Raw genomic sequence first — 13,587 nt, 5'->3', positions numbered from 1 at the left:
CCTGTCGTTGACGCCGGTGCGCGCGCCGCGGTGCGGTCGTGAACATCTGCGGTTTCGAGGTCGGCGCGGACCGGCCGATGTTCCTGATCGCCGGGCCCGACAGTCTCGAGTCGCCCGGGCTGGCCGTCGATGTCGCCGGACAGATGGCCGAGCTGACCGCCGAACTCGGCATCGGCTATGTCTTCAAGGGCTCCTTCGACAAGGCCAACCGCAGCTCCGGCGACAGTTACCGCGGCCCGGGGCTGGAGGCCGGCCTCGAGATCCTGGCCGAGGTCCGGCGCCAGATCGGCGTGCCGGTGACGACCGATGTGCACGTCGAGGCCCAGATCGCTCCGGTCGCTGCGGTCGTGGACATGCTGCAGACTCCGGCCTTCCTGTGCCGGCAGACCGATTTCATCCAGGCCGCGGCGGCCAGCGGCACGCCGGTCAACATCAAGAAGGGCCAGTTCCTCTCGCCAGGCGAGATGAACGGTGTCGTGGCCAAGGCACGAGCGGCCGGCGGAGAGCGGATCCTGGTCTGCGAACGCGGCTTCGCCTTCGGCTACAATAATCTGGTCGCCGACATGCGCAGCCTGGCGATCATGCGCGACACCGATTGCCCGGTGGTCTTCGATGCCACCCACTCGGTCCAGTTGCCGGGCGGGCAGGGCACCCGTTCCGGCGGCGCCCGCGAACAGATTCCGGTACTGGCCCGATCGGCGGTCGCCGCCGGCGTGTCCGGGCTGTTCATGGAGACGCATCCCGATCCCGACAACGCGTTGTGCGACGGCCCCAATTCGTGGCCGCTCGCGCACATGCGTTCGCTGCTCGAAACGCTCGTCGAACTCGACGGCGTGGTCAAGCGGCGCGGTTACAGCGAACACGCGCTCTAGGGCGCGCGAACCTCAGCGAACAAGCGAAATTCCTATGTCCAAGATCAAGCAGATTCGTGGTTATCAGGTCATCGACTCACGCGGCAACCCCACGGTCGCCGCACGCGTGATGCTCGAGTCGGGCGCCGAAGGCCTGGCCATGGTGCCCTCGGGCGCCTCGACCGGCAGCCTCGAGGCGGTCGAACTGCGCGACGGCGACCCCAACCGTTTCCTCGGCAAGGGCGTGACCCGCGCGGTGGCCAGTGTGAACGGCGAGATCGCCAAGAAGTTCAAGGGCTTCGAGGCCGACGATCAGGCCGGTCTCGACAAGGCCCTGATCGAGCTCGACGGCACCGAGAACAAGGCGCGTCTGGGCGCCAATGCGCTGCTCGGCGTGTCGCTGGCGGTGGCCCGGGCCGCGGCCGCGGACAGCCGGAAGGGGCTGTACGCCTTTCTGGGCCACGACGACGCCACGCATCTGCCAGTGCCGATGATGAACGTCATCAACGGCGGCGCGCATGCGAACAACAACGTCGACATGCAGGAGTTCATGATCGTGCCGGCCGGGATGTCGAGCTTTGCGGAGGCGCTGCGCTGCGGCGCCGAGATCTTCCAGCACCTCAAGAAGCTGCTGGCGGAGCGTGGCCTGTCGACCTCCGTCGGCGACGAGGGCGGCTTCGCGCCGGATCTGCCCTCCAACGCCGCGGCGCTGGATACGCTGGTGGAGGCCATCGAGCGGGCCGGCTACACGCCGGGCGGCAACGTCTGGCTCGGCCTCGACGCGGCCAGCACCGAGTTCTGCGAGAACGGCCGCTACAAGCTGGACTCCGAGAACGCCGACTATGACGCCGCCGGTTTCGTCGACTACCTCGCCGATCTGGTCGACCGGTATCCGATCCTCACCATCGAGGACGGCATGGCCGAGGACGACTGGGACGGCTGGGCGCTGCTGACCGAGCGTCTGGGCGATCGCGTCCAGCTGGTGGGCGACGATCTGTTCGTGACCAATACCCGCATCCTGCAGAAGGGCATCGAGGAGGGCATCGCCAACGCGATCCTGATCAAGCCGAACCAGATCGGCACGCTCACCGAGACGCTGCGGGCCATCGACGTCGCCAGCCGGGCGGATTACGCCGCTGTCGTCTCGCATCGCTCGGGCGAGACCGAGGACGCGACCATCGCCGACCTGGCCGTGGCCACGGCCGCCACCCAGATCAAGACCGGGTCGCTGTCGCGCTCCGACCGGATCGCGAAGTACAACCGGCTGCTGATGATCGAGGCCGAGCTGGGCCCGCGGGCGGTCTATTCCGGGCGCGACGCGTTCGGCGTCGGGCTCTGAGATGACGCTGAGGGCCGATCTGCTGCGCGCTGGACAGCGCGCGCGGTCGCGCTACAATCCGAGTATGTACCGGATTGCCGTCATCGCGCTCGTGGTCGTGTTCGTCGGCCTGCAGTATCGGCTGTGGGTCGCGGACGGCGGCTGGTCGGAAGTGCATCGGCTGAGCCAGCAGCGCGCCGAACTGGAGGCGCGCAACGCCCGGGCCTCGAATCGCAACGCGGCGCTCCAGGCGGAGATCGACGATCTCAAGTCCGGCGAGCAGGCCACCGAGGGCCGTGCGCGCTCGGATATCGGCATGATCCGGAAAGACGAATCTTTCTTTCTCACCGTGGCGCCGCCCGGTCGCAACGAGACGTCGGCCGAGAAAGACCGGCAGGCGGCCCGTTAGCATCGCACTCCTGACGGGCGATGCGGTGGACGTGGCAGCGCTGGCGCATGCCCGCGGCGCGCCACCGCCGTGCCGCGGGCGGATTCGCGTCGAGCCGGCGGACTTTCGGGTCGACGAGGACTGCGCCATCGAGCACACCGGCTCCGGCGAGCATTTGTGGTGTCGGATCGAGAAGACGGGCCTGACGACCCACGACGCCGTGCAGGCGATCTCGCGCCGTGCCGGCGTGCACCCGCGCCACATCGGAGTCGCCGGACTGAAGGACCGGCATGCGGTGACGCGGCAGTGGCTGTCGATCGCCTGGCCGGTGCACGATCCTCTGCCCGATCTCGACGACCTGCCGGGCGTGCGGATCGAATCCATGGTTCGTCACGAGCGCAAGCTCAAGCGCGGGGCGCATCGCGGCAACCGCTTCGTCATCCGGATCCGTGACCTGACCGGCGACACGGCCGCGCTGGACGAGGATATCCGGCGCGTGGCCGCGTGCGGTGTGCCGAATTATTTCGGGGCCCAGCGGTTCGGCCATGGCGGCCGCAACATCGATCTGGCGCGTCGGCTGTTCGCCGGCCGGCGGCTGTCGCGCAACCGCCGAGGATTCGCCCTGTCGGCCGCCCGCTCGCTGCTGTTCAACGCGGTGCTGGATGCACGCGTGCGCGACGGCTCCTGGCAGCGGCTGCTCGACGGCGAGGCGGTGATGCTCGATGGCAGCCACAGCCTGTTCGCCCGCAACGAGACCGAGCAGGCGGCCGAGGCGCTGGAGGCGCGGCTGGCGGCTTTCGATATCCATCCCAGTGGGCCGTTGCCCGGCCGTTCGGACGGTGACGTCGTCTCCGGCATCGCCGCCGAGCTGGAGTCAGCGGTACTCGCTGACTATCCGGATCTGACCGCCGGTCTGGCCGAGGCGGGTCTCGACGGCGCCCGTCGGGCGCTGCGGCTGCCCGTACGCGAGCTCGAGTGGCACCGGGACGGAGACGCCCTGACGCTGTCGTTCCGGCTGCCGACCGGCGCGTTCGCGACCAGCGTGCTGCGCGAGATCGTGGATACGGCCGAGGCGGGCGCCGAAAGCGCGGACGGGGCCTGATCCTGTTGCGCAGCGGTTCGAGCCTGCAGCCGTATCGCGCCGGGACCGGACCGCGGCGGGGCGTTCCGCCGCAAAGCCGCAAACAGGGTTCATCTGCAGTTCGGCCAGCGCGCTGCGATGGCTGAACCTGGCGCGCATCGGCATCATGCGAAACCGCACCAGGCGCTTTCGTGGGGCCGGACGAGCGGCGGCGCGTGTCGCAGTCCGGTTCGCGCCCGCGAACGGTAACCTTAGGCTGCCGCACCTTATGGATTTCATGGATGGCCCGTTCTTCGAGCTGGGCTGACCGTGAACCGGTCACCGAGGGCGCCCTGCGGCGTTTCAGGTCCTGACCGTGGCGCATCACGGTCGGCGACTCGCGCCCTGGCGCACGCGATGTGCGATCTCGAAAGCGACCTTCGTATGAGGCGTTGAGTGGACCTAGAGTCGCCGCATCAGCACGTAGACCGCGCCTGTACCGCCGTCGTTGGGCCGGGCGGAGCAGAACGCCAGCACTTCGTTTCGCTGACGCAGCCAGCCGGCGACCTTGGTCTTGAGCACAGGGCCGCGATGGCCGGACCGCAGGCCCTTGCCGTGGACGATGCGCACGCAGCGGTAGTCGCGGTCGAGGGCATCACGCAGGAAGACCGCCAGACAGTGCCGGGCGACGTCCACCACCATGCCGTGCAGGTCGAGCTCGGCCTGGCAGCGATAATGGCCGCGCCGCAGCCGCCGCATGACCGACAGCTGCACGCCCTCGCTGCGATAGACCAGGTCGTCGCCGGTCTCGACATCGGGTGGCGGCTCGTCGAGCAGCTCGCCGATGACCGCGCGTTCGTCGGCCTCGCGCATGGCCGGCCGCGCCGAGGGCAGCGGGCGCTCGCGCTTGCGCCGCGGCGCCCGGTTGACGCCGGCCACGGGGCCGACGGCATCGCGGAACAGCGAGCGATCCGCCTCGGTCACCGAGGCGTCGTCCTCAGCGGCCGAGTCGTGGGCGGGGTCGGTGCGGTCGGTCACGAGCGCATGCCTCCGAACAAGACGCGGACTCGATGCGCTATGCTAGCGGGCCTGCGGCCGCGTTGCACGCACGATTTCTGCCACTCGATAGCCCGTTAAATGCGTTTATTGCTGAGTAACGACGACGGCGCGTACGCCGCCGGCCTGACGTCGCTGCGCGCGGCCATGGCCGAGATCTCCGACGACATCGTCACCGTCGCGCCTGATCGCAACCGCAGCGGCGCAAGCAACTCCCTGACCCTCGAGCGCCCGCTGCGCGTCCGGCGCCTCGAGGCGGGACTGTACTGCGTCGACGGCACGCCGACCGATTGCGTGCATCTGGCCACCACCGGCCTGTTCGAGCGCGACGCCGATATGGTCATATCCGGCATCAACGCCGGCGCGAATCTCGGCGACGACGTCCTGTATTCCGGCACCGTCGCCGCCGCCACGGAAGGTCGGACGCTGGGCCTGCCCGCCGTGGCCGTCTCGCTGATCGGCGAGAATCCGACGCACTACGACACCGCGGCCCGCGTCGCGGTCGACATGGTGCGTCTGATGATCCGGCATCCGCTGCCGGCCGACACCATCCTCAACGTCAACGTGCCGGATCTGGCCTACGAAGCACTGGACGGTTTCGCGGCGACGCGGCTGGGCAACCGACACCGGGCGGAACGTCTGATCGAGGACAGCGATCCGCGCGGTCGCCCGATCTACTGGATCGGGCGCGCCGGCGGCGAGGCCGACGCCGGGCCGGGCACGGATTTCCACGCCGTCGGCCAGGGCCGCGTATCGATCACCCCGATTCAGATCGATCTGACGCGCCACGGTGCCATCGACTCACTCGACGAGTGGGTACAGTGGCTGTGAGCGCGGATCCGCGCCATCCGCACGTGCGCGGCATGGGCATGGCCTCGGCGCGCAGTCGCGCACGGCTGGTCGAGCGGCTGCGCGCCCTCGGCATCGACGACGAGCGCGTGCTGGATGCGATCAACCGGGTGCCGCGGCACGAGTTCGTCGACGAGGCGATGACCAGCCGCGCCTATGACGATACCGCGCTGCCGATCGGCTACGGCCAGACCATTTCGCAGCCCTACATCGTCGGCGAGATGACCCGGCTGCTCATCGGCGAGGGCGTGCCCGAGCAGGTGCTGGAGATCGGCACCGGCAGTGGCTATCAGGCCGCCGTGCTCGCCGAGATCGTGCCCACGGTCTACAGCGTCGAGCGCGTGGAACCGCTCTACGAGCAGGCGCGGCGCCGATTCGCCCGTCTGGGCTATCGCAACATACGCGTACGGCTGGCGCGCGAGGACGTCCTCGGCCTGCCGGACTACGGGCCCTTCGAGGCGATCCTGGTCACCGCCGGGGCGGAATCGCTGCCGACCGGCCTGCTCGAACAGCTCGCCGAGGGCGGGCGCATGATCGTGCCGGTCGGCGCGAGCGGCGATCAGCGCTTGATCGTGGTCCGGCGCGAAAACGACACGTTCGTGCGCGAGACGCTGGATGCCGTCAGCTTCGTGCCCTTGATCCATGAATCCCAGGACGTGCGCTGATGTTCCGCCGCCTCTACGACCTGGTCGTGCGCGGCGCGGGCCACCCTCGGGCGCCGACCTGGCTGGGTGTGCTGTCGTTCGCGGAGTCGTCTTTCTTCCCGATTCCGCCGGACGTAATGCTCGCCCCCATGGTGCTGGCCGATCGCCGTCGGGCCTGGTGGTTCGCGCTGATCGCCACCGTGGGGTCGGTTCTGGGCGGCATGCTCGGCTATCTGATCGGCGCGCTGTTTCTGGAGACGCTGCTGCCGTGGCTCCGGGAGCTCGGCTATTACGAGGGTTATGCGACCGCGCGCGACTGGTTCGCCGACTACGGCTTCTGGGCCGTGCTTCTTGCAGGTTTCTCGCCGATCCCCTACAAGGTCTTCACCATTGCGGCCGGCGCGGTCGCGATGCCGTTCGTCCCGTTCGCGCTGGGATCGCTGATCGGGCGCGGGGCCCGCTTTTTCATCGTCGCCGGACTGGTACGCTGGTTCGGCCCGGTTTTCGAGCAGCGTCTGCTCAAATACATTGACTGGATCGGATGGGCCATCGTCGCCGCCGTCTTCATTGCCGTCGCCGTCTATCAGCTGCGCTGATCGCGGCGCTCGCCGTTCTCGTGCTCGCGGGTTGTTCGCTGCGCGAGACCACGCGCCCCGAGACCTATACGGTCGAGCGCGGCGATACGCTGTACTCAATCGCCTCGGAGCACGCGCTGTCGTGGCGCGATCTCGCACGCTGGAATCGGATCCGGCCGCCGTATCGCATCGAGGTCGGTCAGCGGATCTCGCTCGATCCCTACCCCCCGATCGACTACTCGCGCATGTCCGAAGACGGCAGCGCTTCGAAACCGGCAACGACCCGGGAGCGCCGCCGCCCCCGGGCGGTGCGTGCGCCCCAGGATTCGCGCGCCGAGCAGGAGCGCGCGATCCAAGCCTCGACGCCGCAGCTCGACCGTACGATCGAGCGCGATGGCCGCTCCGCCGGCGCGACGCGGCGCGACGCTGGCGAGTCGCAGGGCGAGGGCGGCGAGGACAAGGCGCCGGAGGCGAGCCCGCCGCAGCCGATCGAGCGCCCGGCGCCGACCATCGCCGACGAATCCGAGATCAACCAAGCGAGCCGCGAGCGCCCGGTCGAACCGACCCGGACGGGCGGTCCCAGCGAAGACGGCTGGCAGTGGCCGGCCAGCGGTTCGATCCTGCGCGAGTACGGCGCTGACCGTACCCGGCAGGGCATCGATATCGGCGGCCGCGAGGGCTCGCCGGTCTATGCCGCTTCCAGTGGCCGCGTGGTCTACAACGGCACCGGCCTGAAGGGCTACGGCCAGCTGATCATCATCCAGCACGACGAGGCGTATCTCTCGGCCTACGGCTTCAACCGACGCACGCGGGTCGAACAGGGCCAGGATGTGGCCGCGGGCGCACACATCGCGGACATGGGCCGCGGTCCGCAGAACAAGCCCATGCTGCATTTCGAGATTCGCAAGAACGGCGAGCCGATCGACCCGGAGAGCGTCCTGCCGGCGGACTGATCGACGCCGCGGCGTCTTGCTAGTCGGTCCGTGGGTAATCTGGCACACTGCAGCGTTTCATGGTCCACGGGCCGTCATTCACCCGCCCCAGTGGCGCTGCAAGCCGACCGAATCATGTCCAAGCCGTCACCCAACTCCGATTTCGCGCGCATCAAGCGACTGCCGCCGTACGTGTTCAGCATCGTCGGCGAACTCAAGCAGGCGGCGCGAGCGCGGGGTGAGGACATCATCGATTTCGGCATGGGCAATCCGGATCAGGATACCCCGCAGCACGTCGTCGACAAGCTCGTCGAGGTGTCCCAGCGCGGCGGGACCCACCGCTACTCGAGCTCGCGCGGCGTGCCGCGTCTGCGCAAGGCGATCTGCGACTGGTACCGGCGCCGCTACGCGGTGGAACTCGACCCCGAGACCGAAGCGATCGTGACGATGGGCTCCAAGGAGGGCCTGGCGCACCTGATGCTCGCCATCCTCGAGCACGGCGACCAGGTACTGGTGCCGAATCCGGCCTATCCGATCCATCCCTACGGCGCGGTGATCGCCGGGGCGGACGTGCGCCACGTGCGGATGATGCCCGACACCGACTTCTTCGCCGAGCTCGAGAAGGCGATCAAGGAGTCCTGGCCGCGACCGAAGATGGTGCTGCTGAACTTCCCGGCCAACCCCACCACCCAGTGCGTGGAGCTGGAGTTCTTCGAGCGCATCGTGGAGATGGCGCGCGAGTACGACCTCTGGATCGTCCAGGATCTGGCCTACGCCGATCTGGTGTTCGACGGCTACCGGGCCCCGTCGATTCTGGAAGTCCCCGGCGCGCGCGATGTCGCCGTCGAGTGCTTTTCCATGTCCAAGAGCTACAACATGCCGGGCTGGCGGATCGGTTTCATGTGCGGCAACGCGACCCTGATCGCCGCGCTCGCGCGGATGAAGTCCTATCTCGACTACGGCATGTTCACGCCGGTGCAGGTCGCGGCGATCGCCGCCCTGAACGGTCCGCAGGACTGCGTGGAAGAGATCCGCGAGACCTACCGCGTGCGCCGGGACATCCTCTGCGATGGCCTCAACGACATCGGCTGGGCCGTCGACAAGCCCAAGGCGACGATGTTCGTCTGGGCGCCCATACCCGAGCCCTATCAGCACATGGGCTCGCTCGAGTTCACCAAGAAGCTGCTGGCCGACGCCCATGTGGCGGTGTCGCCCGGCGTGGGTTTCGGTGAATACGGCGATACGCACGTGCGTTTCGGCCTCATCGAGAACGACCAGCGCACGCGCCAGGCGCTGCGCAACATCAAGCGCATGCTCAAGCGCGACGAAGTGATTCCCGCGTAGGCGAGGCGCCGCGCGAACCAAGGAGAGGCGAGAGTGCAACCGGTCAATATCGGTCTGCTGGGGCTGGGCACCGTGGGTGCCGGCGTGGTCGACCTGCTGTCGCGCAACCGAAGTGAGATCACGCGGCGCGCCGGGCGCGACATCCGTGTGACGCGCGCGGCGGTGCGCAATCCCGACAGCCCCCGCGACTGCGACACCACGGGCATCGACATCGGCACCGACTGCCATGCGATCGTCAACGACCCCGACATCGACGTGGTGCTCGAGCTGATCGGCGGCGAGCACGAGGCCCGCGACCTGGTGATGGCCGCCATCGCCTCGGGCAAGCACGTCGTCACCGCGAACAAGCACCTGATCGCGCTGCACGGCAACGAGATCTTCGCCGCCGCCGACGCGGCCGGCGTGGTGGTCTCGTTCGAGGCCGCGGTCGCCGGCGGCATCCCGATCATCAAGGCGATCCGCGAGAGTCTGGCGGCCAACCACATCGAATGGGTGGCCGGCATCATCAACGGGACCGGCAACTTCATCCTCAGCCAGATGATGTTCGAGGGCGTGAGCTTCGAGGAGGCGCTGGCCGACGCCCAGCGGCGCGGCTTCGCCGAGGCCGACCCGACCTTCGACGTGGAAGGGATAGACGCCGCCCACAAGCTGGCGATCATCGGCAGCATCGCCTTCGGGATCCCGCTGTCCTTCGACCGCATCTATACCCAGGGCATCCGGGGCATCGCCAGCGACGACATCGAATACGCCGCCGAGCTCGGCTACCGTATCAAGCATCTGGGCATCGCCCGGCGCCAGGAGACCGGGGTCGAGTTGCGCGTGCACCCGACGCTGGTTTCCGAGAAGGCTCTGCTGGCCAGCGTCGAGGGCGAGAAGAACGCGATCATGGTCTACGGCGACGCCGTCGGACCGACGGTCTACTACGGCTCGGGTGCCGGCGCGGGCCCCACGGCTTCGTCCGTGGTCGCCGATCTGATCGACACCGTGCGCATGATGAGCGTCGATCCGAAGGGCCGGGTGCCTCACTTGGCCTTCCAGCCGGATCAGATCACCCACGAGCCGATCCTGACCGAGCCGGACTTCGAGTGCGGTCATTATTTCCGGGTTCAGGTCGCCGACCAGATCGGCGTGATGGCCGAGATCACCCGGGCGCTTGCCGAGCAGCAGATCGGCATCGAGGCGATCCTGCAGAAGGACCCGCCGACCGCCGAGGACGACGCGCGCGTGATGATCGTCACCAAGCCGGCGCGCGAACGCCGCCTGATGAAAGTGCTCGACCACATCCGTTCGCTGCCCTACACCCGTGAGGGGCTCGTGCACATGCGCGTGGCCCAGTTCGAGGACTGACTCCGCCGTCGATTCATCCCGGCGGCGGGGCGAACCCCACCGATCGATACCGCATGCGCTACATCAGTACCCGTGGCCGCGCCCCGGCGCTGGACTTCGAGGAGGTCGTGCTCACCGGCATGGCCGCCGACGGCGGTCTCTATGTGCCGGAGCAGATACCCGAATTTTCGCCGGAGGCGCTGGCGGCGATGGCCGGCCAGCCCTACGCCGAAGTCGCCTTCCGGGTGATGCGGCCGTTCGTCGGCGATGCCATCGACGACGCCACCTTCCGCAGGCTGATCGACGCGACCTACGCGAGCTTCAAGCACGACGCGGTGACGCCGCTGAAGCAGCTGGACAGCAGTCATTTCCTGCTGGAACTGTTCCACGGCCCGACGCTGGCGTTCAAGGATGTGGCGCTGCAGCTGCTCGGTCGTCTCCTGGATCATTTTCTCGCCCGGCGGGGCGAGCGCGGCGTCATCATGGGCGCGACATCGGGCGACACCGGCTCGGCGGCGATCGAGGGCTGTCGCCACTGCGACAACCTCGACATCTTCATTCTGCATCCGCACGAGCGGGTGTCGGCGGTGCAACGGCGCCAGATGACCACTGTGCCCGCAGCCAACGTCCACAACATCGCCATCGAGGGCGATTTCGACGATGCCCAGGCGATGGTCAAGGCCAGCTTCGCCGATCAGGGGTTCCTGCAGGGGCGGCGGCTGATCGCGGTGAACTCGATCAACTGGGCGCGGATCATGGCCCAGATCGTATATTACGTGTATGCGGCGCTGGCACTCGGTGCGCCGCACCGGGCCGTCTCGTTCACCGTGCCGTCGGCGAACTTCGGCAATCTGTTCGCCGGCTACATGGCCCGTCGCATGGGGCTGCCGGTCCGACAATTCGTGATCGCGACCAATGCCAACGACATCCTGCACCGGACCCTGTCCGCGAACGACTTCTCGCGTCGGGAACTCAAGGCCACGCTTGCGCCGTCGATGGATATCGTGGTCTCGTCGAACTTCGAGCGGCTGTTGTTCGAGGCCTACGATCGCGACGCCGCGGCGGTCGACGCGCTGATGAGCCGTTTCCAGCACGAGCCGGCGGCACTCGCCGAGGCGCCGCTGGCCAAGCTGCGGGCGCTGTTCGCAAGCCACAGCGTCGACGACGACACCATAATCGCCGTCATCCGCGAAGCGTTCGGGCGAACCGGGGAACTGCTCGACCCGCACACCGCGACCGGTTATCGCGCCGCCGAGCGGGCGCGCACCGATACCGTCACGCCCATGATCACGCTGGCCACGGCCCATCCCGCGAAGTTCGAGGACGCCGTCGTCCGCGCCGGCTTCAAGGGCGCGCCGCTGCCGGATGCGCTGCAGGATCTGCTGTCCCGCCCCGAGCGCTACGATGTGCTGCCGGCGGAGCTGGCCGCGGTGCAGCAGTACGTCGCCGACCATCGGCGCTGAGCGTTCGGCGCAGGGCGGGCCCGGGCCGGTCGACGGCCGCGACGCGCGTTCCGCCGACGCGCCGCGCATCGCCGAGCGGGCCTGCGATGCGGCCGAGACGCTGGCCGGGGTGGAATCCGCGCTTCTGCGGCGCGTCTATGCCGGTCGCGGCGTTCGCCATCGCGACGAACTCGACTACCGCCTGACCGCGCTGCCCCATTTTGGTGACCTCGCCGGCGTGGATGCCGCCTGCGAGCTGCTCGGGACGGCGTTACGCGAAGGCGGGCCGATTCGGGTGGTGGGCGATTTCGATGCCGACGGCGCCACGAGCACCGCACTCGTCTGCGACGTGCTCGCGCAATGCGGGGCGCGCGTCGACTACTTCATCCCCGACCGTGCACGACACGGCTACGGCCTGTCGCCGGCGGTGGTGGCGGCCATCGGGCCGCCCGCGAACAGCCATGGCGTACTGCTGACCGTGGACAACGGCATCGCCGGCCACGCCGGTGTCGACAGCGCGCGGGCCGCGGGCTGGCGGGCGATCGTCTGCGATCACCATCTGCCCGGCGATACGCTGCCGGCCGCCGACGCCATCGTCGATCCGAATCAGCCCGGCTGCGCTTTCGAGGGCAAGGCGCTGGCCGGCGTGGGCGTGGCGTTCTATCTCATGGCCGCACTGCGCGCCCGGTGCGCCGCCGAAGGCGTCGCCGATCTGCCCAGGCTGGCCGATTATCTCGATCTCGTCGCGATCGGCACGGTCGCGGATGTGGTTCCCTTGGACCGGCTCAACCGCACGCTGGTGAGTCAGGGGCTGGCGCGCATCCGGTGCGGTCGCACACGGCCCGGCGTTGTGGCGCTTATGGCGGTCGCCGGGCGCGAGGCCGCACGCCTCGACGCCGCGGATATCGGCTTCGCCCTCGGCCCGCGGCTCAACGCCGCCGGCCGCCTCAAGGACATGGGCATCGGCGTGGAATGTCTGCGTGCCCGCGATGCCGGGCGGGCGCAGGCGCTGGCCGCCGAGCTCGCGGCCATCAACCGCCAGCGCCAGTCCCTGCAGGCCGACATGCAGGCCGAAGCCGAAGCGGCCCTAGAGGCCGCGGATCGCCTCGACACGAGCGCGTGTCACGGCCTCACCGTATACGATCCGGGCTGGCACGAAGGCGTGGTCGGCCTCGTCGCGGCGCGGCTGCGCGAGCGCCGGCATCGGCCGGTCGTCGCGTTCGCGCCCGGTGCCGGCGGGCAACTCAAGGGATCGGCCCGCTCCATCCCGGGCCTGCACATCCGCGATGTGCTCGCACGGGTCGATGCGCAAGCGCCGGGTGTGATCGCCCAGTTCGGCGGCCACGCCCAGGCGGCGGGGCTGGTGCTTGCACCCGAGCGTCTGGAGGCCTTCGCGCAGGCCTTCGACGCGGCCGTGGCCGAGCGTTTGACGCCGGCGATGGCAACACGGACGTTGTTAACCGACGGCGAACTGACGGATGCCGAACTGTCGCTCGCCACCGCGCAAATCCTGCGGGATGGCGGCCCCTGGGGAAAGGATTTCGAGGAGCCGCTGTTCCACGGCCTTTTCGTGGTGGTCGATCAGCGGATCGTCGGCGAAAAGCATCTCAAGCTGACGGTGCAGCCGAGCGCCGGCCGCAGGCGGCTCGAGGCGATGTGCTTCAACCGCACGGAACGGCTGGAGACCGGGGCGGCCTATCGACTGGTCTACAGGCTGGCGGTCAACACCTTTCGTGAGCAGAGCCGCGCCAATCTCATCGTGACCCACCTGCGGCCGGCGGACTGACGGCGTGCCGCGCCGT

General features: G+C 68.9%; 13 protein-coding genes. 12 read left to right on the top strand and 1 reads right to left on the bottom strand.

Annotated elements, in window-relative coordinates:
* Positions 1-38 precede the first annotated feature (38 nt).
* From kdsA to truD, 4 genes are read left to right on the top strand one after another with little or no spacing between them, the layout of a single operon-like run.
* Positions 39-872 carry a 3-deoxy-8-phosphooctulonate synthase gene (gene kdsA, locus SAOR_RS00260; protein ID WP_123629715.1) on the top strand — a complete coding sequence of 278 codons (834 nt, stop codon included), beginning with the start codon at positions 39-41 and terminating at the stop codon, positions 870-872.
* 34 nt (positions 873-906) lie between these two features.
* Positions 907-2,190 carry a phosphopyruvate hydratase gene (gene eno, locus SAOR_RS00255; protein ID WP_123590466.1) on the top strand — a complete coding sequence of 428 codons (1,284 nt, stop codon included), beginning with the start codon at positions 907-909 and terminating at the stop codon, positions 2,188-2,190.
* Position 2,191: 1 nt separating this feature from the next.
* The gene (locus SAOR_RS00250) at positions 2,192-2,578 is read left to right on the top strand and encodes a septum formation initiator family protein (protein ID WP_245965344.1); all 387 of its coding nucleotides are present in this window, start codon (positions 2,192-2,194) and stop codon (positions 2,576-2,578) included.
* A 25-nt stretch (positions 2,579-2,603) separates the two neighbouring features.
* The gene (gene truD, locus SAOR_RS00245) at positions 2,604-3,659 is read left to right on the top strand and encodes a tRNA pseudouridine(13) synthase TruD (RefSeq protein WP_221179818.1); all 1,056 of its coding nucleotides are present in this window, start codon (positions 2,604-2,606) and stop codon (positions 3,657-3,659) included.
* Between the two features lie 420 nt (positions 3,660-4,079).
* Here truD and SAOR_RS00240 read toward each other — a convergent pair whose 3' ends face one another.
* On the bottom strand, positions 4,080-4,655 hold the full coding sequence (locus SAOR_RS00240) for a Smr/MutS family protein (protein ID WP_123629714.1): 576 nt from the start codon (positions 4,653-4,655) through the stop codon (positions 4,080-4,082).
* Between the two features lie 99 nt (positions 4,656-4,754).
* Between SAOR_RS00240 and surE the strand changes: the two genes are divergently transcribed.
* The 8 genes from surE (at position 4,755) to recJ (ending at position 13,571) form a co-directional block, all read left to right on the top strand.
* A complete protein-coding gene (surE, locus tag SAOR_RS00235; protein WP_123590470.1) occupies positions 4,755-5,504 on the top strand; it encodes a 5'/3'-nucleotidase SurE in 750 nt (249 codons plus the stop codon).
* Between the two features lie 32 nt (positions 5,505-5,536).
* Positions 5,537-6,187: a protein-L-isoaspartate(D-aspartate) O-methyltransferase gene (locus tag SAOR_RS00230; RefSeq protein WP_123629955.1), complete on the top strand. Its 651-nt coding sequence runs from the start codon at positions 5,537-5,539 to the stop codon at positions 6,185-6,187.
* A complete protein-coding gene (locus tag SAOR_RS00225; protein WP_123629713.1) occupies positions 6,187-6,762 on the top strand; it encodes a YqaA family protein in 576 nt (191 codons plus the stop codon). Before SAOR_RS00230 ends, SAOR_RS00225 begins: the two co-directional genes overlap by 1 nt.
* Positions 6,763-6,782: 20 nt before the next feature.
* Positions 6,783-7,694, top strand: coding sequence for a peptidoglycan DD-metalloendopeptidase family protein (locus tag SAOR_RS00220; protein WP_185015487.1), 912 nt, complete (start codon positions 6,783-6,785; stop codon positions 7,692-7,694).
* Between the two features lie 114 nt (positions 7,695-7,808).
* Positions 7,809-9,017, top strand: a complete 1,209-nt coding sequence (gene alaC / locus SAOR_RS00215; protein ID WP_123629711.1) for an alanine transaminase — start codon at positions 7,809-7,811, stop codon at positions 9,015-9,017.
* Between the two features lie 33 nt (positions 9,018-9,050).
* Positions 9,051-10,364 carry a homoserine dehydrogenase gene (locus SAOR_RS00210; protein WP_123629710.1) on the top strand — a complete coding sequence of 438 codons (1,314 nt, stop codon included), beginning with the start codon at positions 9,051-9,053 and terminating at the stop codon, positions 10,362-10,364.
* A 53-nt stretch (positions 10,365-10,417) separates the two neighbouring features.
* On the top strand, positions 10,418-11,806 hold the full coding sequence (gene thrC / locus SAOR_RS00205; RefSeq protein WP_123629709.1) for a threonine synthase: 1,389 nt from the start codon (positions 10,418-10,420) through the stop codon (positions 11,804-11,806).
* Entirely contained in the window at positions 11,748-13,571 is a 1,824-nt protein-coding gene (recJ, locus tag SAOR_RS00200; RefSeq protein WP_123629708.1) for a single-stranded-DNA-specific exonuclease RecJ, read from the top strand. Before thrC ends, recJ begins: the two co-directional genes overlap by 59 nt.
* Positions 13,572-13,587: the final 16 nt, after the last annotated feature.

Origin of the sequence: Salinisphaera orenii subsp. orenii MK-B5 (genome assembly GCF_003788635.1) — a bacterium.
Lineage (GTDB): Bacteria > Pseudomonadota > Gammaproteobacteria > Nevskiales > Salinisphaeraceae > Salinisphaera > Salinisphaera orenii.
Note: the sequence above shows the minus strand (reverse complement) of the source record. Positions and strands in the feature narration are given on the sequence as shown.

What these genes read in the sequence shown, in the direction of transcription:
- thrC (WP_123629709.1), top strand. Translation starts at nt 10,418, where the DNA reads ATGCGCTACATCAGTACCCGTGGCCGCGCCCCGGCGCTGGACTTCGAG.
- SAOR_RS00250 (WP_245965344.1), top strand. Translation starts at nt 2,192, where the DNA reads ATGACGCTGAGGGCCGATCTGCTGCGCGCTGGACAGCGCGCGCGGTCG.
- SAOR_RS00225 (WP_123629713.1), top strand. Translation starts at nt 6,187, where the DNA reads ATGTTCCGCCGCCTCTACGACCTGGTCGTGCGCGGCGCGGGCCACCCT.
- surE (WP_123590470.1), top strand. Translation starts at nt 4,755, where the DNA reads ATGCGTTTATTGCTGAGTAACGACGACGGCGCGTACGCCGCCGGCCTG.
- eno (WP_123590466.1), top strand. Translation starts at nt 907, where the DNA reads ATGTCCAAGATCAAGCAGATTCGTGGTTATCAGGTCATCGACTCACGC.
- alaC (WP_123629711.1), top strand. Translation starts at nt 7,809, where the DNA reads ATGTCCAAGCCGTCACCCAACTCCGATTTCGCGCGCATCAAGCGACTG.
- recJ (WP_123629708.1), top strand. Translation starts at nt 11,748, where the DNA reads ATGTGCTGCCGGCGGAGCTGGCCGCGGTGCAGCAGTACGTCGCCGACC.
- SAOR_RS00230 (WP_123629955.1), top strand. Translation starts at nt 5,537, where the DNA reads ATGGGCATGGCCTCGGCGCGCAGTCGCGCACGGCTGGTCGAGCGGCTG.